Below are 19,030 nucleotides of genomic sequence, written 5' to 3'. Positions count from 1 at the left end.
CGGTTCAGGCGGTGCGGACGGTTCAGACCTGGGTCCGCTCCTCCACGACCTGCGCGATCTTGGCGATGGCCTCGTCGAAGGGGATGCCGTTCTCCTGCGAGCCGTCGCGGTAGCGGAACGACACCGAGCCGTTCGACATGTCCTCGTCGCCCGCGATGACCATGAAGGGCACCTTCTGCTTCTGGGCGTTGCGGATTTTCTTCTGCATCCGGTCCGAGGAGGAGTCCACCTCGACGCGCAGGCCCTTCTTCCGGGCCGCCGCCGCGAACTTCTCCAGGTACTCCACGTGCGCGTCGCCGATCGGGATGCCGAGCGCCTGGACGGGGGCCAGCCACGCCGGGAAGGCGCCCGCGTAGTGCTCCAGCAGGACGGCGAAGAACCGCTCGATGGAACCGAACAGCGCGCGGTGGATCATGACCGGGCGCTGCTTGGAACCGTCCGGGCCCGTGTACTCCAGGTTGAACCGCTCGGGCAGGTTGAAGTCGAGCTGGATGGTCGACATCTGCCAGGTCCGGCCGATCGCGTCCTTGGCCTGGACGGAGATCTTCGGACCGTAGAAGGCGGCGCCGCCCGGGTCGGGCACGAGGGGCAGGCCCTGCTTCTCGGCGACCTGGCGCAGCGTCTCGGTCGCCTCCTCCCAGACCTCGTCGGAGCCGACGAACTTCTCCGGGTCCTTGGTCGACAGCTCCAGGTAGAAGTCGGTCAGACCGTAGTCCCGCAGCAGGCCCAGGACGAAGGTGAGCGTCTTGTCCAGTTCCTCGGACATCTGCTCACGGGTGCAGTAGATGTGCGCGTCGTCCTGCGTGAAGCCCCGCGCACGGGTCAGACCGTGCACGACGCCCGACTTCTCGTACCGGTAGACGGTCCCGAACTCGAAGAGGCGCAGCGGCAGTTCGCGGTACGACCGGCCGCGCGCGTCGAAGATCAGGTTGTGCATCGGGCAGTTCATGGGCTTGAGGTAGTAGTCCACGCCCTCGTCGAGCTGCATGGGCGGGTACATGCCCTCGGCGTACCAGTCCAGGTGTCCGGACGTCTCGAAGAGCTTCCCCTTCGTCGCGTGCGGGGTGTAGACGAACTCATAGCCCTCTTCCTCGTGGCGGCGCCGCGAGTAGTCCTCCATGACCCGGCGGACGATGCCGCCCTTGGGGTGGAAGACGGCCAGGCCGGAGCCGATCTGCTCGGGGATCGAGAAGAGGTCCAGCTCGCTGCCGAGTTTGCGGTGGTCGCGCTTCTCGGCCTCGGCGAGGAAGTCCAGGTACGCCTTCAGCTCGTCCTTCGACGGCCAGGCGGTGCCGTAGATGCGCTGGAGCATCGGGTTCTTCTCGCTGCCGCGCCAGTAGGCGGCCGCGTTGCGCATCAGCTTGAACGCCGGGATCAGCCGGGTGGAGGGCAGGTGCGGACCGCGGCACAGGTCCTTCCAGCACAGCTCGCCGGTCTTGGCGTCGAGGTTGTCGTAGATCGTCAGCTCGCCGGCGCCGACCTCGACGTCCGCGCCGTCGTCGTGCGACGCGGAGCCCTTGAGGCCGATCAGCTCCAGCTTGTACGGCTCGTCCGCGAGCTCCTCGCGGGCCGCCTCGTCGGTGACCACGCGGCGGGCGAACTTCTGCCCGCGCTTCTGGATCTCCTGCATCTTCTTCTCGATGGCCTTGAGATCCTCGGGCGTGAACGGCTTCTCGACGTCGAAGTCGTAGTAGAAGCCGTCCTTGACGGGCGGGCCGATGCCCAGCTTGGCCTCCGGGAACAGCTCCTGCACGGCCTGCGCCATGACGTGCGCGGTGGAGTGGCGCAGGATGTTCAGGCCGTCCTCGGACGCGATCTCGACGCCCTCGACCTCGTCGCCGTCGGACAGTGCGTAGGTGAGGTCCTTCAGCTCACCGCCCACGCGCGCGGCGATGATCGAGCGCTCGCCCGCGAAGAGGTCGGCGGCCGTAGTGCCCGTCGTCACCACGCGTTCTTCCCGCTCGGAATCGCGTTGGATGATCACACGGACGTCTGACACCGGTCTCTCCTGACTGAAGGTGGGGTGCGGCGCCATACCAGGAGCGCGCGCACAGGCGATCGTACCGACCCGACGGCACCGACCGCGAAACGGTCACCCTCGGTCGCCCCTCCCTCACGCTTCCCCGCCCGCCTCCTCGAAGAAGTCGAGGTTCTCCTGGAGGGATTTCAGCAGCCGGTCCCGCTCCGCCTCGTCCACCTGCACGGGGACGACTCCGCAGGCGCCGGTGAGCCTGCGGAAGCCACCCCGGCGCTCCAGCCGGCCGTGCACGCGGACGGGGAGTCCGACGAGGTGGGCGTGGCCGGCGATGCGGTAGTCCTCCTCGTCCAGGGTGACGCGCAGGTGCGGGACGTCGGCGCCGGCGAGGACGCGCAGGCGTACGGTGCCCGCGCCGCCGGGTCCGGAGCGGCGCATGCGGACGACGGCGCCGGTCACGGTGACCGGGACGGAGGGCTCGGCGCTGAGGTAGCGGGCGGCGGCCTCGCGGAGGACGGGCAGGTCGCCGGGTGAGAACTCGACGGGTTCGGCGCAGGGGGCGCAGCCTTCGGGCGGGCCGGCGCCGGGTGCCCAGGCGACGGCGACGCGGGCGCCCTCGGTGCCGCGGACGAGGACGCCGAGCGCCTCCGTCAGCTCGCGGCTGACGCCGGCCTCGACGGCGCCGTCGAAGGCGTCCATCCCGCCGGTGGCGCGCCGGTAGTCGATGGCCTCGCGGGCGGCGTACAGGGCCTGGTGGAGGCGGACGGCGAGGGGGCGGTGGGTGGACACGGGCGCGAAGGCCGTGAGGGTGCGGCCCTCGGCGGCGGGGCCGACGAGGACGTCCGCCAGGAGGGCGGCGGCGGGGCGGCGGTGCCGGGCACCGTAGTAGCCGGCACGCGCGCGTGTGGCGAGGGCGGCGGCGAGCAGGGTCCGGCGGGCGGCGCCGCGCAGTTGGTCGTCGGCGCTCCAGGGGGCGGCTCCGGCGGGTCCGCCGGGGGTGTCGCGCCACCAGCGGATTTCGTCACTGGGGACGGCGAGGGAGATCAGTACCTCGCGCGCGGAGGGGGTGGGGTCGCGGGTGAGGGCGTCGAGGGCCTCGCCGAGCAGGTCGTCGCTGTCCGGGAAGGCGCGGGTCTCGGGAACGAGGAGGCTGGTTCCGGCGCCGCCGGGGCCGGGCGGGGTCCAGCGGCCGTAGCGCCCCGCCGCTCCTCCGCGCCGCTGCCAGCCGTGGCGGAGCAGCAGGGCGCCGAGGACGGCGGGGTCGACGTCGGCGGGCCGCGGGGGCCGGTGCCAGGGGAGGTCGTCGGGGTGCGGCCGGAGCTGCCGTACCGGCTCCTCGCAGGGACGGTTCCTCATGGTCTGCCTCCCGTCCCGACCCGCGTCATGATCTCGCAGAGCGCCCGGTCGTCGAAGATGCGCGAGGTCGGTATCCGCACGGTGGTCCGGTGCCGGCCCGTGATCGGGTGGCCGGCGAGGTTGGTCCAGTAGCAGCAGTGCCTGAGGTCGAGGCGGTCGTGGCTGGCGCGCAGCCAGTCGTCCTGGGCGCGCGGCACGAGCATCACGACGAGGATCTTGTGGACCGAGACGGGGGTGCGGGCGAGCTTGCGCAGGTGGTCGTTGTCGAGGGTGAAGGAGAAGAAGCGCCCCGGTGGGTTGGGGGCGATCTGGTAGGTGGCCTTGAGCTGCACCTTGATGGTGACCTCGTCGTCGACGGTGTGTCCGGGCGCGCTGTGGCTGACGTGCCAGTCGATGCCGTTGTCCGGGAAGGGCTGGGACAGCGAGCAGCCGGCCGCGGCGGCGACCGCGTGGAGGTAGCCGACCTGCAGTGTCTCCATGCAGGCGGTGGTGGCGAGCGTGCCGCGAAGGGTGCCCGGGCTTTCGGGCAGCAGCCCGCCCCGCTCGGGCTGCGCTATGGCCATGACCAACAGCCTTCCCAGACAAGGTTTTCCCCGCTGCGGGTCGCTGAACTGCAAAGACCCGTATTCCTGTTGTCTCCTCCCGGCGTACGGCGCAAACGGCCCGGGTATCACCAAACAGGCAGAAGACGGAACGTCATCTGCCGTGGGTGAACGAGGAGTTGGGTTGGGATGACGACCTGGTACGAAGGGCCGCTGGCCGCCTTCGACACGGAGACGACGGGCGTGGACGTCGAGACCGACCGGATCGTGTCGGCCGCCGTCGTCGTCCAGGACGCGCCGGGGACCCGGCCCCGGGTCTCCCGCTGGCTGGTGAATCCGGGTGTGCCGGTGCCGGCCGCGGCGACGGCGGTGCACGGGCTGACGGAGGAGCACCTGCAGCACAACGGGCGCTGGCCGGCGCCGGTGGTGTACGAGATAGCGGAGCAGCTGGCGGAGCACGCGGCGCTGGGGCGGCCGCTGGTGGTGATGAACGCGCCGTTCGATCTGACGCTGCTGGACCGGGAGTTGCGCCGGCACCGGGCGTCGGCGCTGGACCACTGGTTCCAGTCGGTGCCGCTGCGGGTGCTGGACCCGCGGGTGCTGGACAAGCATCTGGACCGGTACCGCAAGGGCCGGCGGACGCTGACGGATCTGTGCGCGCACTACGGCGTGACGCTCCAGGACGCGCATGACGCGGCGGCGGACGCGCTGGCGGCGCTGGATGTCGTACGGGCCGTGGGCCGCCGTTTCGCGACGCGGCTGGAGCGGCTGTCCCCGGCCGAGCTGCACACGTTGCAGGCGAACTGGTACGCGGCGCAGGCGCGGGGGCTGCAGGCGTGGTTCGCGCGCAGTGGTTCGGAGGAGATCGTCAGCACGGAGTGGCCGCTGCGTCCGGAGCTGCCGGCTGCGGCGTGAGAGGCGACAGCAAAAAGGCCGGTCCGCGGTGGCGGACCGGCCTTTCCCGGTGGGCGATACTGGGTTCGAACCAGTGACCTCTTCGGTGTGAACGAAGCGCTCTCCCACTGAGCTAATCGCCCGGGAACGCACTGAACAATACAGGTCCGGGCGCCGTTCCTTCAAACCGCTCGCAGCCGGCGCAGCAGTCCGCGCCGTCCGGCCCGCATCATCAGGCGGTGGTTGAGGCGGAAGAGCGGCCGTGCGGGGAGCGCGAGCCGCCGGAGGAGGGCCTTGCGGACGTGGACCTCCTGGTCGTAGCGGGCGAGCGTGCCGGGGCCGCCGGGGCCGACCGTCCAGCGGACCCAGCCGTCGATGTCTCCGGACAGGGCGGCCTCCAGGACGCCGGCGGCCGGGTCCCGGCGGGTCTCGCGGACGGTGCAGGTGAGGCTGTAGGGCAGCACGGACCGGATGGTGATCGTGCCGGTGCCCCCGGGCAGGCGGGTGGCCGCCCGCACCTGCGGCCACCAGCCGGGGTAGTCCTCGGCGCGCTCCAGTACGGCGTATACGACGCCCGGCGGGGCGGGCAGGGGCCACAGGCTGCGGAAGCGGTAGTGGTTCCGGTCCATGGGACGAGTGTGGCGCGAAAGCCTGCGTACGTCTGAGTACGCGTACTCATGCGCCGCACCGTGGCACACGTCACACTGGGGGCGCGAGCGCCGCCGCCCGTGCAGCGGCGCTCCCCCGTTCCGGTCAGCCCGGCATCCGGTCGCCGAGGAGGGCCAGGTTCTCGATGGCGGCGAGGCCGTAGAGGGCGGTGTCGTTGGTGGACACCCAGGTCGCCTCGCTGCCGGCGACCAGCGTGGCCGGTCCGGTGAGCTTCTCGGTCTTCCAGGGGGAGGACTCGGTGTAGCCGTCGGAGCTGTAGAACTTGGCCCAGGCGCGCTGGGCGAGGGCGGCGTCCCCGGTCTGCACGGCGGCGTAGGCGTCGAGGCGGGAGTGGCCCTGGAAGAGCAGCAGGGTGCCGAAGTCGGAGCCGTAGCGGGCCTTCTGCTCGGCCTTCGTGGCGTTGAAGTAGCGGCAGTAGTCCAGGTAGGCCTCCTTGAACTCCGGCATGTCGACGAGGTGGATCAGTTCGGCGCACAGCTCGTTCAGGCCGAAGACGGCCGAGAGGTGGGAGACGGAGACCGCCGGCTTGCCGGCGACGGCGAACTCACCGGTGTCGAGGTCGTACAGGCCGCTGCCCTGGACGAAGCCGTTGGGCTGGGCGGCGATGCCCTCCATGGTGGACAGGACGCGGGCCCTGGCCTTCTCCCACTTGGGGCCCTTGCGTTCCCACTCGGTGAGCCAGGCCGAGACGAGGCCGCTCCAGTCGGTGCCGAAGCCGATCGAGAGGGCGTGCCGGTCGGGGGTGTAGGGGTCGGTGCGGACCTTGCGCTGCGGGTCGAGGACGAGGAAGGTCTCGTCGGAGTCGACGTTGGCGTGCATGAGGTCGCCGACGCGTTCGTCGGCGGTGAGGAAGTAGTAGAAGCGCCGGTACGTGGTGTTGGCGATGCGCTGCTGCTTGGCGCTGTCGGCGTAGTGCTGGACGCCGTGCCGGGTGCCGAGGCCGGCCCACGTGCCGAGGTGGTAGACGTCGACCTCGCCGGTGTGCCGGGTCATCGCCTCGGCGAAGCGGAAGATGTCGGACCGGCCGGAGCGCAGGTAGGCGTACCAGAGCCAGAGGTCGGGTGAGAGCTCGGAGTTGTCCCAGGCGTAACCGCCGATGTCGTACCGCCACACGTGCCGGGCGGCGTCGTAGGTGTGCATGATGTCGCCGTAGTCCCAGAAGCCGTACCAGCGGCGCATCTCCACCTGGTCGCGGTAGTAGGTGAAGAGGAAGTCGAGGTGGTCCTCGATCTTCGCCTTGGCCGGGGTGGAGCGGTCGGGTTCGGAGTACAGGCCGGGGCCGAAGACCTCGGCCTTGATGAGCTGCGCCGGCGGGGCGGCGAGCTGGGGCAGGACGCGTACGGCTTCGGCCTGCCGGGCGAGGGTGTCGGCGGTGGGGGTGGAGTCGTTGGCCCAGAAGAGGAGTTCGGAGGTGCGGGCGATGCCGTACGGGGTGCCGAAGCCGGGCTCGTAGTCCTCGTACGTGATGTTGAGGCCTTCGAGCTGTTCGGCGTAGGTGTCCTGGCCCATGCCGTCGTGGTAGAAGCGCAGGTCCATGGGCTGGGCCTCGGGCGACCAGAGCCAGAGGGTGACGGTGGCCTCGTCGGTGTGGGCGTCGCGGATGTCGAGCTGGGCGGGGAACTTCTCCCAGAAGTCGCGCAGGCCGAAGGAGAGGCCGCCGCTCGCGCCGCCGACGTAGCCGAATCCGGAGGCCCGCCGGCCGCCACCGGCGGTGATCCAGCCGTGGCCCTTCCTGGTGCGCTTGCGGACGGTGAAGCCGTCGGCGGAGAGCTGGGCGAGGGTGTAGTCGCCCCAGTGCGGGATGTACGGGAGGCGGGTGGTGACCCGCTGGTCCCAGGTGGCCGGGTCGGGCAGCTTCTTCCCCTCGTACTGGGCGGCCTGGACGGCGGCGCCGGGGTCGCGGCGCAGGCCGGTGATGCCCTGGACGGCCTCGCGGAGCAGGCCGGCGCCCTCGCCGCCGAGGCGGATGTGCCGGTCGTAGGCCGCGTCGCGCAGGGGCACGGTGAAGCAGACGCCGAGGCCGCGGATGAAGTCGCCGGAGGCCTTGCCGGGTTCCTGGGTGCCGTCGTAGGTGATGGTGTGCACCATGCGGAAGGAGTCCGAGCCGGCGTAGAAGTACAGGCGCAGGGAGAACGGCAGCCAGCCGCGGTCGCCCTTGCGGTGCTTGCCGTCGACGCGGACGACGGCGCGGACGGGGCCGTCCTGTTCGACGGTGACCCCGGAGATCGCGCCGTCGAACCGCTCGGTCCTGACCGTGCCCTGGTCCTCGTCCTCGGTCTCGGGCTGGCGGATGAGGACGAGTCTGCCGTTCCTGGCGATCTCGGTGGTGCCCCGGGTGACGGACTTGACGATCGTGGAGCCGCTCTTGCCGATCCTCGCGGTGATGACGCCGGTGGAGACGTCGATGGTGCCGCCGCTCCGGTCGACGGTCACCTTCTTCGCGGGTCCTGCGGGGGTGCCTGCCGTGAGGGTGAGCCTGCCGGTTCCGGAGCTGACGGCGTGGGCGGTCCACTTGAGGGAGCCGTCGGGCCAGTAGGCGAGCGGCCAGGTCTGGACGGGGACGTCCTCGCCGTCGGCGTCGGTGACGGCGAAGGTCTGGCCCTCCTGGTGGGCGCCCATCGGCCAGGGCACGCCGACGGTGGCCCCGGGGGCGGCGCCGAGGCCGCCGTCCTCCAGCCAGTCCAGGGTCACCGGGCCGGCACCGTCGGCGGCGGCCGAGGGTGCCGCCTCCGCGCTCTTGGTGCCCAGGGCCCAGCTGAACCGGGCGGCGGCTCCGGCGACGGCGGCGGCCTTGAGGAGGGATCTGCGGGGGATGGGAGACATGGGAGTGCGGCCTTCCTTCCGTACGGGGTGTCCTGGTCAAGCGCGTGACAGGCATGGCAGGTGCATGACATGAAGAGGCGCGGCGCCGGCCCTCGGCGACGGCCACCGCGGCGCCGGTACCACGGCTCAGCGACGGGGCGGTGCCACGGCTCAGCGGCGCCGGTACCGCTCCTCGACGGCGACGGCCGCCGCGGCGACGGCCCCCGACACGGGGACCGCCAGCGGGGCGATGAGCAGGGCGGAACAGCAGGTCAGCACGGCTCCGCCGACGAGCAGGAAGGATCCGGCGGGGTCCCGGACGGTACGGCGGGCCGCACCGGCGAGCAGCACCCTCCAGCGCTCCCCCGGCGCCCAGACAGCCGCCGCCCGCAGCCCGGCCACGGCGAGCCCGATCAGCGCGAACAGCCCCACGGCCCCGACCAGCGGCCCGCCGGGCAGCCCCGCTCGGACCGCCTGGACGTCCACCCAAGCGAGCCCCGCGGCGACCCACCCGGCGACCCCGACCGCCCAGCCCCCGCGCAGGGCGGAGCGGAAGTCGGCGGTGAACTCCCGCAGGCCGCCGCCCCGGTGGCCCGCGCGCCGGCGCAGGTGCCGGGCACCGGCGGCGAACGCGGCCGGGTAGGTGACGACCCCGAGGGAGGCGACCGCGATCCACACCCCGGTCAGCAGGCACTCGGCGAAGATCCCCAGCCGCTCCGCGTACAGGGAGGACTCCCTGCGCGGCTTCACCCGTGCTTCGGCCATGGCTTCAGCCCTTCAGTCCGGAGGTCGCCATGCCGTCGATGAGGTAGCGCTGGAAGGCGAGGAAGAACAGCAGCACGGGCAGCAGCGCGACGAGCGACATCGCGATCATGCCGCCGTAGTTCGCGGCCACGCCGTCGGAGTCGCGGAACATCATCAGGCCCAGCGAGACGGTGTACTTGCCGGGCTCGTTCAGGTAGATCAGCGGGCCCATGAAGTCGTTCCAGGCGTTGATGAAGGTGAAGATGGCGCTGGTGATGAGGGCGGGCCGGCACAGCGGCAGCACGATCGACCAGTAGATCCGCAGGTGTCCGCAGCCGTCGAGGCGGGCGGCCTCGTCCAGTTCCCGGGGCAGGTTCCGCATGAACTGCACCATGAGGAAGACGAAGAAGGCCTCGGTGGCGAGGTACTTGCCGATCAGCAGCGGGACGTAGGTGTTGACCAGCTCCAGCTTCTGGAACATCACGTACTGCGGGATCAGCAGCACGTGGTACGGCAGCAGGAGCGTGCCGATCATGAGGGAGAACAGCAGGTTGCGCCCGGCGAACCGGATGCGCGCGAAGGCGTAGGCGGTGAGCGAGCAGGAGACCAGGACGCCGACGACCGCGCCGACCGCGTAGACGAGGGAGTTCTGGAAGAACGTCCAGATGCTGATGTCCGCCATGCCGTCGGCGAGGCCCTTGAAGTTGGACAGGATCGGGTGGGACGGGAACAGCGTGAGGCTGTTGACGATGTCCTTGCTCGGTTTGAAGGAGGCGCCGATGACCCAGACGACCGGGTAGAGGATGACGGCCAGGATCAGCAGGGCGCCGAGGTGCCAGGCGAGGGAGCCGGTGCGCTTGCGGCCGGCGCCGGCGAGGGAACTCGTGGAACTCATCGGGCGCCCTCCTCGTAGTGCACCCACTTCTTCTGGGACCAGAAGAGGGCGGCCGTCACCAGGGCCACGGCGAGCAGCAGCATCCAGGCCATGGCGGAGGCGAATCCCATCTGGGAGTTCTTGAAGCCCTGCTGGTAGAGGTAGCAGGTGTAGACGAGCGTGGCGTCGGCCGGTCCGCAGGAGGTGTTGGAGACGACGTAGGCCGAGCCGAAGATCTGGAAGGAGTGGATGGTCTCCAGCAGGACGTTGAAGAACAGCACGGGGGAGATCATCGGCAGGGTGATGTTCCAGAACCTTCGGAAGGGGCCGGCGCCGTCCATCTCGGCCGCCTCGTACAGTTCCCTCGGCACCTGCTTGAGCCCCGCCAGGAAGATGACCATCGGTGCGCCGAACTGCCAGACGGTCAGTGCGACCAGGCAGTACAGCACCCAGTCGGCGTTGCCGACCCAGCCGCCGACGTGGAAGCCGAGGAAGCTCTGCGCACGGTCCACGACGGCGTCGTCGGAGAACAGCGACCGCCACACGAAGCCGACCGAGACGCTCGCGCCGATGAGCGAGGGGGCGTAGAACGCGGCCCGGTAGAAGGCCTGGCCGCGGCGGCTCTGTGCGAGGAGCAGGGCGACACCCAGGGCGAGCAACAGCTTCAGCGGGGTCCCGATGACGACGTACTTGGCCGTCACCTCCACCGACTTCTGCCAGCGCGGGTCGTCGAACATCCTGGTGAAGTTGTCGAACCCGATCCACCTGGGGGTGTTGAAGAGGTTGTAGTCGGTGAACGCGAAGTACAGCGAGGCGACCATCGGGCCCGCGGTCAGCAGCAGGAAGCCGGCGATCCACGGGGACATGAAGAGGTAGCCGGCGAGGTTCTCCCGCCGCCGGCCCGGGCGCCCCGTCCTCGCGGTGGCGGCCGAGCGTGCCGCGCGGGTCGTGGGCACGGAGTCCTTGACGAGCGTCACGGCTGTTCCCATCAGGCCTGGAAGGCGGCCTCGGCCTCGGTGAAGAACTGCTTCACCGCGTCCGCGACCTTCGCCTTGCCCTGTCCGAGGTCGCCGCCGATGCGCAGGAAGGCGGCCTCGATGGTGTCGGCACCGGAGGGGTGCGGGGTGATCGTGCCGAGGACCTTGGACTTGGCGGTGTCCTCCTCGTACTGCGCGATCTCCTTGTCGGTCGGGTCGGCCGGCTTGTAGGCCTCGTACTGCTCGGTGCTCGCGAGGATGCCCCGGTCGTAGCCCATGATCTTGCCGACGCGGGGGTCGTGGACCATGAAGTCGATGAACTGCGCGACTTCCTTGGGGTGCGAGGTGCGGGCGGAGGCGCTGAGCATCAGGGAGGCGAGGTACTGACCGGTGTGCTTGCCGTCCGTGGTGGGGATCGGCGCGAGGCCGTACTCGCTGTCGCCTTCGGCGGAGTAGCGGACGGTGAAGTTGTCCCAGGTGAACTCGGATGCGCCGTGGCCCGCGGAGAGGGAGGACTTGGGCTGGTCCTGGGAGACGACCTTCGGGTCGGTGACGTGGCCGGCCTTGACGCGGCCCAGGCCGTCGGCCCACCACTCCGTCAGATCGGCCTGGTCGAAGCCGAGCCCGTCGTCGGTGAAGAACGCCTTGCCGTTCTGCCGGAGGTAGAGGTCGTACAGGTACATGATGGTGAAGTAACCGGTGTCCCCGGGGACCTTCGTCCTGTCGTGGATGGTCTTCAGGGCCTTGAAGTACTCGTCCCAGGTCCAGCCCGGTCGCGGCTCGACGCCCGCCTTCCGGAAGAGCTTCTTGTCGACGACGAGTGACATGGTGTTGGAGCCGACGGGAATGCCGAGCTGCTTGCCGTCGACCTCGCCGACCTTCGTGACGCCCTCACGGAAGTGATCCAGGCTCAGATTCCCGGCCTGCACCTGGGACTTCAGATCGAGGAGAATTCCTCGCTTGTCGTACTTCCGCAGGAAAGTGACGGCGTTTTGAAAAACGTCCGGGGGATTTCCGCCGGCCGCCTGGGTCTGGAACTTCTCCCAGAACGATTGGTACGTCTGGAAGTCCGTTTTGACCTTGATCCTGGGGTGCTTCTCCTCGAAGAGGGCAATGGACCGGTTGATCTTCTTGGCCCGCTCCTCGGCACCCCACCAGGAGTAACGGATCGTCACCGTCCCGTTCCCGGAACCGCTTTCACCCCCGCAGCCGGCCGTCGCCGCGAGCCCGAACGCGGCCGCCGAGGCCCCGGCCGCCTTCAGGATCGTACGCCTGTCAAGATTCCTGGTTCCCACAGTCGGGCCCCTCCCCGCGGCATCGTCGCCGCGCGCATGAATCGTTTCAAGTAAGCGCTTGCTGGCACAAGGTACGGAGGGGTCCGTGGTGCGTCAATGATTCGCACAGGATTTTCTCCCGGCCGCGCGCGGGAGCCTTGCCGGCGGTGCGGGCGGGCAGGCGCGGCCCGTCGGTCGTCCGCCCTGGTGAGAGGGGGCGCGACCGGCGGGCCGAACACGCGGGCGGGCCGGCTCAGAGAGGCCGGCTCAGAGAGGAAGGGACGCCAGCCAGTCGAGCAGGAGCCGGTTCGTGTCGTCCGGGCGTTCCTGCTGGACGAAGTGCCCGCATCCGTCCAGGATGTGCGAGCCCCGGAGTCCGGGCAGGGTCCGCGGGTACGCCGCGACGGCGTCGGCCAGCCAGGCGAGGGAGGCGTCCCGCGCACCCCCGATGAACAGCGACGGCTGCTCGATCGCCGCGCCCGCGAAGCCGGCCAGATCCGCCCAGTCCCGGTCCATGTTCCGGTACCGGTTCAGGGCCCCGGTCAGCCCGGTCCGCTCGAACTCCCCGGCGAGGACGTCGAGGTCCCGCTCCCCCAGCCAGGACGGCAGCACACCGGCGGGGAAACGTTCGCGCAGGGTGCCGCCGGCGCCGACGAAGTGCGGGTCCGGGGCGCCCGGCGCGGGCATGGTGTCGGCGGACAGGGCGGCGTAGAAACCGGCGAGCCAGCCGCGCACATCGGGCTCCACCTCGGCCTCCGCGCGGCCCGGCCGCTGGAAGTACGAGACGTAGAACTCCTCACCGGTCCCCTCCCCGGTCATCCCCGCGAAGACGTCGCTGGGCCGCGGGCCCCCGGGCGGGGTGTACGGCACGCCCAGCAACCCCACCGCGCGGAACACGTCCGGCCTGGTCAGGGCGGATACGGCGGCGATCGTCGCGCCCCAGTCGTGCCCGACGACCACCGCCGGGCGCTCGCCCAGCGCCCGCACCACGGCGACGTTGTCCGCGACCAGGTCGAGCATCCGGTACGCGTCCACGGGCTCCGGTTTCGACGAGCGGCCGTAGCCCCTGACGTCGATCGCCACCGCCCGGTAACCGGCGGCCGCGAGCACCGGCAACTGGTGCCGCCAGGCGTACCAGGACTCCGGGAAGCCGTGCAGGAGCAGCACCAGGGGGCCGTCGTCGGGGCCCTGCTGGACGAGGTGGGTACGGCCCGCGGGGCTGGGGACGAGGAGGTGCGCGGGGGCGGGCGTACGGTCCGGGGTGGTGGGCGACATGGGGCCTCCTGGGGTGGTGGGGCATGGCGCGGGGGCTGCCGGGTGGTCGCGGGGAGAGGGCTGGGCTGGGCAGGCTCCGCAGGACGATGATCCGGTGAGCGGGCGGGCGGGCACGAGGGTTGTTGCCGGTTCGGCAAAAAGGGCGTGGGGCTTGTCTGGGTGCGTGAGCTGCGGCGGGGCTTGCCTGGGTGCGTGAGATCCGGGGGCTTGTCTGGGTGCGTGAGCTGCGGTGGGGCTTGTCTGGGTGCGTGAGCTCCGGTGGGGCTTGTCTGCGTGCGTGAGCTGTGGCGGGGCCGCGTCTGGGCTGTGGGAGGTGCGGGCGGGGCCGCAGGGGAGCTGCCGAGAGGGAGCCTGCGGTGGAGCCGCCGCAGGGGGGCGCAGGGAGCTGCCGCAGGGGGGTGCAGCGAGCTGCCGCAGGGGCGGGACTGCGGTGGAGCCGTCGCAGGGGCGAGGCCGCGGGGGCGGGACTGCGCTGGCGCCGTCGCAGGGGCGAGGCCGCGGGGGCGGGATCGCCGTGGAGCTGCCGCGGGGCGGCACCGCAGCGCAGCCGCCGCGGGGGCGACCGGCGCAGGGCTGCCGAAGGGGGTGAGACCGTCGCAGAGCTGGGCGGGGTCTTCGGAGAGCTGCCGTAGGGACGGAGGTCGTCGCGGAGCCGCCACAGAGGACAGGGGCCGCGCGGAGCTGCCGTAGGGACCGGAGGTCATCGCGGAGCTGCCGTAGGGACCGGAGGTCGTTGCGGAGCTGTCGCAGGGGCGGAGGTCGTCGCGGAGCTGTCGCAGGGGTGTGGATACGCCGACGGCCCACCTGCTTGTCGCAGGTGGGCCGTCGGTCCGGGTGGGCGATACTGGGTTCGAACCAGTGACCTCTTCGGTGTGAACGAAGCGCTCTCCCACTGAGCTAATCGCCCGGGCGCAGGAAGAACATTACCGCATGTCAGGGGGTGCTTCCGACCAAGGGCCGGGCGGCGGACGGCACCAGCCCCCGAAGCCGCGTCACTGGTCCTTGATCTTCCATGGCATGACGAGGCCGAACTTCCACAGGTAGACCCCGGCGAGCACGGCGATGATCACCAGTCCGATCACGGTCAGGGTGATGTTGCGGCGGCGCACCTTGGGGTCGAGGGCCCGCTGGGCCGCCTCGGTGACCTTGCGTTTGGTCCAGCGGAGCACCAGCTGGGCCCAGACGAACTCGGTCGCCCAGATCGCCATGCCGCCGAAGATCACCACCCAGCCGGGACCGGGCAGCGGGAGCATGACGATGCCCGCGCCGACCACCGCGAGGCCGACCACGAAGACCCCGACCTGCCAGCTCAGGTGCAGGAGCCGGCGGGCCTTGACGAATTCCGGCGCGCGTGAGCCGAGCCCGCGCTCGGCGTTCTGCCCGGCCTCCTGTCCGGCCTCCCGCACGGCCTCGGGCCGACCCGTTCCCGCCTTGTCTGCTGCCACGGCGACCTCGCCCGGCTCGTCACTCCCCGTATTCATACAGACAAACCCTACCGGAGTGAATCCAGTCACCGGAATGGCGGCAGGACTGGTACGAGTTCTCGGCCGGAAGAGTTACGTAAAGACACGCAAAACCCTCAGAGGGGTTTACAACGGCACCGTAGGTGGCATGTCGATTTCGCCGACGTGCGAATCCCCGAGCGCACACTGAGCGAAAGGCCCTGGCGCTTATGAACACCACGGTCAGCTGCGAGCTGCACCTGCGCCTCGTTGTGTCGAGCGAGTCCTCCCTGCCTGTCCCCGCAGGCCTGCGGTACGACACGGCCGACCCCTACGCCGTGCACGCCACCTTCCACACCGGAGCCGAGGAGACCGTCGAGTGGGTGTTCGCCCGCGACCTCCTCGCCGAGGGGCTTCACCGGCCCACCGGCACCGGCGACGTCCGCGTCTGGCCATCGCGCAGTCATGGTCAGGGCGTCGTGTGCATCGCCCTCAGCTCCCCGGAGGGGGAGGCGCTGCTTGAGGCCCCGGCGCGGGCTCTGGAGTCCTTCCTGAAGCGAACCGACGCCGCCGTGCCGCCCGGCACGGAGCACCGGCACTTCGATCTGGATCAGGAACTGTCGCACATCCTGGCGGAGAGCTAGGTCGCGGCCCTTCGAAGCAGCCCGGCGCCGTCCACTCGGGGAGACGGCTCGGGCCAAGACAACCGCATACGGCACAGGCCGACGCCGTCACCGTAAGTACTCGCGGTGACGGCGTCGGGCCGTGTGCGGCCGCTGCCGAGCGTGTGCGGCCGACAGCAGCCGGTGCCGACCGGGGGCTGGAACCCCGGAAGGTTCCGTCGCGTTCTCCCGGTGAGCCGGTTCCGGGGAGTCAGGTCGGTCACGGGCGGGTGCGGTGGGCGCGGTTGTCGCTACCATCGGCCAGCATCGGCGGGCGCCCGCGCCCGACCCTCAGGCCAGGGAGCGAAACGTGCTGATCACCCACGACACCCGGTGCGCCCTCGACACCGTGGTGGATCTGGTGAACACCGCGCCGGAGGACGACGCGGCGGCGGACGGACTGCCCGATGTCCCGGCCCTCGCGGATTTCGTGCGGAACCACAAGATGAGCGACATCGGCGTGCTGTCGGAGTTCGATCTCTCGGCCGTACGCAGGGTCCGGGGGCGGTTCGCGGCGATCTTCGCGGCGCCGGACTCCCGCTCCGCCGCCATGATGATCAACGAGCTGGTCGCGGCGGCGGGCACCACGCCCCAGCTGACGGACCACGACGGCTACGACTGGCATGTGCACTACTTCGCACCCGGCGCCTCCGTGGCCGATCACCTCGCCGCCGACTGCGGGATGGCGCTCGCCTTCTTCGTGGTGGCCGGGGAACGGGAACGACTGCGGCGCTGTGAGGCACCGGACTGCCGGCGCGCCTTCGTGGACCTGTCCCGCAACCGCTCGCGCCGCTACTGCGACAGCCGCACCTGCGGAAACCGGCTGCATGTCGCCGCCTACCGGGCGCGGCGCAGGGAGGCGGCGGGCTGAGGCGTGCGGCGCGTACGGCGCGTACGGCGCCCGCCCGGCCACTGCGACGTCGGTCCCGGCGGGTGGCGCCGGGACGGACGTGTACGGCTCACAGCAACAGCAGATCGTGCAGCGCAGCCATGAGGATCAGACACCCGATCACCGCCAGGAAGATCATCAGCGGTGGCTGGGAAAGGGCGAAGAGGCACCCGCGCGGCTCGTCCTTCGGCGGCGCGGCCTCGCTCTGTGTCGTGTCCAGCATCTCGCGCAGATCATGACGCACGCGGCGCCCCGCTCGCGATCAGCGCACAGGGATCTTGCGGGAGTTCGCCAATACCGTGAGGTCTCGTTCGGCTGGTGAACGATTCCGGACGGCCGGGGACACAGTGTGTCGTTTCACCGAGTCATGTGACTGTCATATGCCGTGCTTCTTGAGGATCGCCTCGATGTCGCTGAAGTCCTCGGCGGAGTCGGCGGCACGGGGCGTGGCGGACGGGCGCGCCCCGGGGCGGGCGGTACCGCGGGCGGTCCCGCCCAGGGACGGCGCCGAGGCCGTGGGCGCCACCGCGTCCCGCCCGGCCCTCCCGGCCGCCTTGCGGTCGGCGCCGGCACCTGCGCGCCGGCGCTCCACGGCACGCGTACCGGCGAACAGCAGCCAGGCCGCGCCCAGCACGCCGAATCCCGCCCAGGCGGTGGGGCTGAGGGCGGTGTCGGCGAGCCAGCCGACGACTCCGGTCATCACCAGGCCGATCGGCACCAGCGAGTAGGCCGCGAGGCGGGCCGCCGTCAGGAAACGCTTGCGGTAGGCCGTGACCACCGCGATACCCAGGCCCGCCGCGGACACGGCGGAGCAGACTGTCTCGGCGATCATCCGGTCCTCCTGGCAGGTCGTCTCGTCGCTTCCATCGTGCACCGCCGGATCCCCGCGATGCCATGCTCCAGCCGGACATCAGGGACATCTCCGGGTCGCTCTCCGGGTCGCGTCCACCCGGAGTACCTGTCTCTTCCGGAGTTCCTGCCTCTGCCGAAGCGCCGCTCCCCTCCGAAGCGGCGATCTCCTCCGGAACGCCGGTCCCCTCCGGAATGCCCGTCCCGAGTGCCGACCCTCTCCCCAGCCTGTCGCACCCCGAGCCGTCGGCGTCCCGATTGGGTCGCCCGCGCCCGGCCTGGAAGACTGGTGGGCATGAGCGACTCCACCCCCGCACGCACCGATGCCCTCGTCCTCGACGTCTGGTGCGAACTGCAGTGCCCCGACTGCCGCACCGCCCTGGACGACGTCCGTGCCCTGCGCGCCCGCTACGGCGACCGGCTGGAGCTGCGGCTGCGGCACTTCCCGCTGGAGAAGCACAAGCACGCCTTCGCCGCCGCCCAGGCCGCCGAGGAGGCGCTGGAGCAGGGCAAGGGCTGGCCGTACGTGGAGGCCGTGCTGGAGCGGGTGGCGGAGCTGGACCGTCAGGGAGAACCCCTCCTGGTCGACGTGGCCCGGGAACTCGGGCTGGACGCCGAGGAGTTCGACACCGCGCTGATCGACGGCCGGCACATCCTGGCCGTGGACGCCGACCAGGCCGAGGGCAAGGCGATCGGCGTGACCGGCACCCCGACCTACGTCATCGGCGGTGAACGCCTCGACGGCGGCAAGAGCCAGGAAGGTCTGCGCGCACGCATCGAGGAGATCGCGGACCGCCTGCTGGCCGACCGCGACGGCCGTTGAGCACGCAGAGCAGCACAGCACCACAGCACCAAGAACACCGGCAACACCATGACCACCGAGAGCAGCGGGGAACCGGCGACGCCGGACGACCGTGACCGGCGCTGCAGCGGGGTCTGCCGCTACAGCAGGGTCTTGCTCAGGGAGCGGGTCACCGTCTCGTAGCCGAGTGACGCGTACAGCCGCTCGGCCGGGGTGTTGTCCGCGAAGACGTTGAGGCCGAGGACCGGGCGGCCGGCCTCGATCGCCTGGCGCTCCGCCAGGAGCATGAGCGTACGGCCGTGCCCCCGGCCGCGGTGGGCCGCGTCGGTCTCGACGTCGAAGACGAACGCCCTGGCCTCCTCCAGGGCCAGCCACAGGGTGCCGACCGGGCCGCCCGCGTGCTCCAGCACGCTGAAGAGCATGCCCTCGGTCGCGAGCCCCTGCGGCAGCAGCCGCGCGTGGTCGTCGCGGGCCTTGGCGCGGGCCACGGCTTCCGGCAGGCCCCGCCCGGTCCACGAGCGCGTGTACCGCTCGGTGTCCGCCTCCCGCCAGGCGTCGAACTCGGCGCCGGTCATGGGCCGCGCCCGGCTGTCCGCCGGCAGCGGGGGCGGGGTGGCGCCGAGGTGCTTCTGCATGCCGCGGTTGCGCAGCGTGTAGCCGAGGGCGTCGAACAGGCGCAGCGCGGCCTCCGCGGCGGCGGGCACCACGGTCTCCATCTGGGTGCAGCCCCAGCCTCGGGCCACCTCCTCCGCGGCGAGCGCGGCGACGGTGCCCCGGCCGCGCCGCCGGTCCGGTTCGGCGATCCGCAGGTCGATGAGGCGGGCCACCGAGTCGCCGAGCGACGGGGAGGTGCCGAGGCGGATCTCACCGACGGGACGGCTGTTCACGCACACCGTGTAGCGGCGGGAGCGGGTTCCGTCGGGGTGCTGCTGGAGCGGCTCGGCCGGCCGCAGGGTCGTGGTCATCACAGCTGTTCTACCCAGGGCGGCCGACCGCGTCAGCCT

18 protein-coding genes and 2 tRNA genes are annotated in these 19,030 nt (G+C 71.2%); 4 read left to right on the top strand and 16 right to left on the bottom strand.

All coding sequences use genetic code 11. From position 1 onward, the window contains the following. Positions 1 to 22: 22 nt before the first annotated feature. From thrS to IEZ20_RS19755, 3 genes are all read right to left on the bottom strand, one after another. The gene (gene thrS / locus IEZ20_RS19765) at positions 23 to 1,999 is read right to left on the bottom strand and encodes a threonine--tRNA ligase (RefSeq protein WP_189300450.1); all 1,977 of its coding nucleotides are present in this window, start codon (positions 1,997 to 1,999) and stop codon (positions 23 to 25) included. 114 nt (positions 2,000 to 2,113) lie between these two features. After that, complete coding sequence (locus IEZ20_RS19760) at positions 2,114 to 3,331, bottom strand: hypothetical protein (protein ID WP_189300448.1); 1,218 nt, start codon at positions 3,329 to 3,331, stop codon at positions 2,114 to 2,116. Continuing rightward, entirely contained in the window at positions 3,328 to 3,894 is a 567-nt protein-coding gene (locus IEZ20_RS19755) for a DUF4365 domain-containing protein (protein WP_189300446.1), read from the bottom strand. The genes IEZ20_RS19760 and IEZ20_RS19755 overlap by 4 nt, the downstream gene beginning before the upstream one ends. A gap of 168 nt (positions 3,895 to 4,062) precedes the next feature. On the opposite strand from IEZ20_RS19755, the gene IEZ20_RS19750 reads away from it, so the two are divergent. Continuing rightward, a complete protein-coding gene (locus IEZ20_RS19750) occupies positions 4,063 to 4,788 on the top strand; it encodes a 3'-5' exonuclease (RefSeq protein WP_189300443.1) in 726 nt (241 codons plus the stop codon). 50 nt (positions 4,789 to 4,838) lie between these two features. On the opposite strand, the gene IEZ20_RS19745 is transcribed toward IEZ20_RS19750, so the two are convergent. From IEZ20_RS19745 to IEZ20_RS19700, 10 genes are all read right to left on the bottom strand, one after another. Next, positions 4,839 to 4,910 (bottom strand) — tRNA-Val (locus IEZ20_RS19745). Positions 4,911 to 4,949: 39 nt separating this feature from the next. Continuing rightward, positions 4,950 to 5,396: an SRPBCC family protein gene (locus IEZ20_RS19740; protein ID WP_189300441.1), complete on the bottom strand. Its 447-nt coding sequence runs from the start codon at positions 5,394 to 5,396 to the stop codon at positions 4,950 to 4,952. 124 nt (positions 5,397 to 5,520) lie between these two features. Beyond that, positions 5,521 to 8,259 carry an exo-rhamnogalacturonan lyase family protein gene (locus IEZ20_RS19735; protein ID WP_189300439.1) on the bottom strand — a complete coding sequence of 913 codons (2,739 nt, stop codon included), beginning with the start codon at positions 8,257 to 8,259 and terminating at the stop codon, positions 5,521 to 5,523. A gap of 150 nt (positions 8,260 to 8,409) precedes the next feature. Beyond that, a complete protein-coding gene (locus IEZ20_RS19730; protein WP_189300437.1) occupies positions 8,410 to 9,003 on the bottom strand; it encodes a hypothetical protein in 594 nt (197 codons plus the stop codon). Between the two features lie 4 nt (positions 9,004 to 9,007). Then, complete coding sequence (locus IEZ20_RS19725) at positions 9,008 to 9,877, bottom strand: carbohydrate ABC transporter permease (RefSeq protein WP_189300430.1); 870 nt, start codon at positions 9,875 to 9,877, stop codon at positions 9,008 to 9,010. Continuing rightward, entirely contained in the window at positions 9,874 to 10,845 is a 972-nt protein-coding gene (locus IEZ20_RS19720; protein ID WP_189300428.1) for a carbohydrate ABC transporter permease, read from the bottom strand. Before IEZ20_RS19720 ends, IEZ20_RS19725 begins: the two co-directional genes overlap by 4 nt. After that, positions 10,845 to 12,128, bottom strand: a complete 1,284-nt coding sequence (locus IEZ20_RS19715; RefSeq protein ID WP_189300426.1) for an ABC transporter substrate-binding protein — start codon at positions 12,126 to 12,128, stop codon at positions 10,845 to 10,847. Before IEZ20_RS19715 ends, IEZ20_RS19720 begins: the two co-directional genes overlap by 1 nt. A gap of 246 nt (positions 12,129 to 12,374) precedes the next feature. Then, positions 12,375 to 13,382: an alpha/beta fold hydrolase gene (locus IEZ20_RS19710; RefSeq protein ID WP_189300424.1), complete on the bottom strand. Its 1,008-nt coding sequence runs from the start codon at positions 13,380 to 13,382 to the stop codon at positions 12,375 to 12,377. Between the two features lie 835 nt (positions 13,383 to 14,217). Next, a tRNA-Val gene (locus IEZ20_RS19705) sits at positions 14,218 to 14,289 on the bottom strand. Between the two features lie 85 nt (positions 14,290 to 14,374). Then, positions 14,375 to 14,863, bottom strand: a complete 489-nt coding sequence (locus tag IEZ20_RS19700) for a TIGR02611 family protein (protein WP_189300422.1) — start codon at positions 14,861 to 14,863, stop codon at positions 14,375 to 14,377. A gap of 191 nt (positions 14,864 to 15,054) precedes the next feature. On the opposite strand from IEZ20_RS19700, the gene IEZ20_RS19695 reads away from it, so the two are divergent. Both IEZ20_RS19695 and IEZ20_RS19690 read left to right on the top strand, forming a co-directional pair. Next, entirely contained in the window at positions 15,055 to 15,468 is a 414-nt protein-coding gene (locus IEZ20_RS19695) for an SsgA family sporulation/cell division regulator (protein WP_004002642.1), read from the top strand. A 328-nt stretch (positions 15,469 to 15,796) separates the two neighbouring features. Further along, a complete protein-coding gene (locus IEZ20_RS19690; protein ID WP_189300419.1) occupies positions 15,797 to 16,357 on the top strand; it encodes a CGNR zinc finger domain-containing protein in 561 nt (186 codons plus the stop codon). Between the two features lie 88 nt (positions 16,358 to 16,445). Here the strand turns inward: IEZ20_RS19690 and IEZ20_RS19685 are convergent, their stop codons facing one another. Together IEZ20_RS19685 and IEZ20_RS19680 are read right to left on the bottom strand one after the other, a co-directional pair. Beyond that, positions 16,446 to 16,619 (bottom strand): hypothetical protein, encoded by a 174-nt coding sequence (locus IEZ20_RS19685; RefSeq protein WP_189300597.1) that lies wholly within the window; start codon positions 16,617 to 16,619, stop codon positions 16,446 to 16,448. Between the two features lie 132 nt (positions 16,620 to 16,751). Next, positions 16,752 to 17,207, bottom strand: coding sequence for a hypothetical protein (locus tag IEZ20_RS19680; protein WP_189300416.1), 456 nt, complete (start codon positions 17,205 to 17,207; stop codon positions 16,752 to 16,754). A gap of 312 nt (positions 17,208 to 17,519) precedes the next feature. On the opposite strand from IEZ20_RS19680, the gene IEZ20_RS19675 reads away from it, so the two are divergent. Further along, on the top strand, positions 17,520 to 18,047 hold the full coding sequence (locus IEZ20_RS19675; RefSeq protein ID WP_189300414.1) for a DsbA family protein: 528 nt from the start codon (positions 17,520 to 17,522) through the stop codon (positions 18,045 to 18,047). A 119-nt stretch (positions 18,048 to 18,166) separates the two neighbouring features. Here IEZ20_RS19675 and IEZ20_RS19670 read toward each other — a convergent pair whose 3' ends face one another. Further along, the gene (locus tag IEZ20_RS19670; protein ID WP_189300412.1) at positions 18,167 to 18,991 is read right to left on the bottom strand and encodes a GNAT family N-acetyltransferase; all 825 of its coding nucleotides are present in this window, start codon (positions 18,989 to 18,991) and stop codon (positions 18,167 to 18,169) included. Between the last annotated feature and the right edge of the window lie 39 nt (positions 18,992 to 19,030).

Origin of the sequence: Streptomyces cinerochromogenes, assembly GCF_014648635.1 — a bacterium.
Lineage (GTDB): Bacteria > Actinomycetota > Actinomycetes > Streptomycetales > Streptomycetaceae > Streptomyces > Streptomyces cinerochromogenes.
Note: the sequence above shows the minus strand (reverse complement) of the source record. Positions and strands in the feature narration are given on the sequence as shown.

Coding starts and splice junctions, on each gene's coding strand:
- IEZ20_RS19760 (WP_189300448.1), bottom strand. CDS start 3,331: ATGAGGAACCGTCCCTGCGAGGAGCCGGTACGGCAGCTCCGGCCGCAC.
- IEZ20_RS19755 (WP_189300446.1), bottom strand. CDS start 3,894: ATGGCCATAGCGCAGCCCGAGCGGGGCGGGCTGCTGCCCGAAAGCCCG.
- IEZ20_RS19750 (WP_189300443.1), top strand. CDS start 4,063: ATGACGACCTGGTACGAAGGGCCGCTGGCCGCCTTCGACACGGAGACG.
- IEZ20_RS19740 (WP_189300441.1), bottom strand. CDS start 5,396: ATGGACCGGAACCACTACCGCTTCCGCAGCCTGTGGCCCCTGCCCGCC.
- IEZ20_RS19735 (WP_189300439.1), bottom strand. CDS start 8,259: ATGTCTCCCATCCCCCGCAGATCCCTCCTCAAGGCCGCCGCCGTCGCC.
- IEZ20_RS19730 (WP_189300437.1), bottom strand. CDS start 9,003: ATGGCCGAAGCACGGGTGAAGCCGCGCAGGGAGTCCTCCCTGTACGCG.
- IEZ20_RS19725 (WP_189300430.1), bottom strand. CDS start 9,877: ATGAGTTCCACGAGTTCCCTCGCCGGCGCCGGCCGCAAGCGCACCGGC.
- IEZ20_RS19720 (WP_189300428.1), bottom strand. CDS start 10,845: ATGGGAACAGCCGTGACGCTCGTCAAGGACTCCGTGCCCACGACCCGC.
- IEZ20_RS19710 (WP_189300424.1), bottom strand. CDS start 13,382: ATGTCGCCCACCACCCCGGACCGTACGCCCGCCCCCGCGCACCTCCTC.
- IEZ20_RS19700 (WP_189300422.1), bottom strand. CDS start 14,863: ATGAATACGGGGAGTGACGAGCCGGGCGAGGTCGCCGTGGCAGCAGAC.
- IEZ20_RS19695 (WP_004002642.1), top strand. CDS start 15,055: ATGAACACCACGGTCAGCTGCGAGCTGCACCTGCGCCTCGTTGTGTCG.
- IEZ20_RS19680 (WP_189300416.1), bottom strand. CDS start 17,207: ATGATCGCCGAGACAGTCTGCTCCGCCGTGTCCGCGGCGGGCCTGGGT.
- IEZ20_RS19675 (WP_189300414.1), top strand. CDS start 17,520: ATGAGCGACTCCACCCCCGCACGCACCGATGCCCTCGTCCTCGACGTC.
- IEZ20_RS19670 (WP_189300412.1), bottom strand. CDS start 18,991: ATGACCACGACCCTGCGGCCGGCCGAGCCGCTCCAGCAGCACCCCGAC.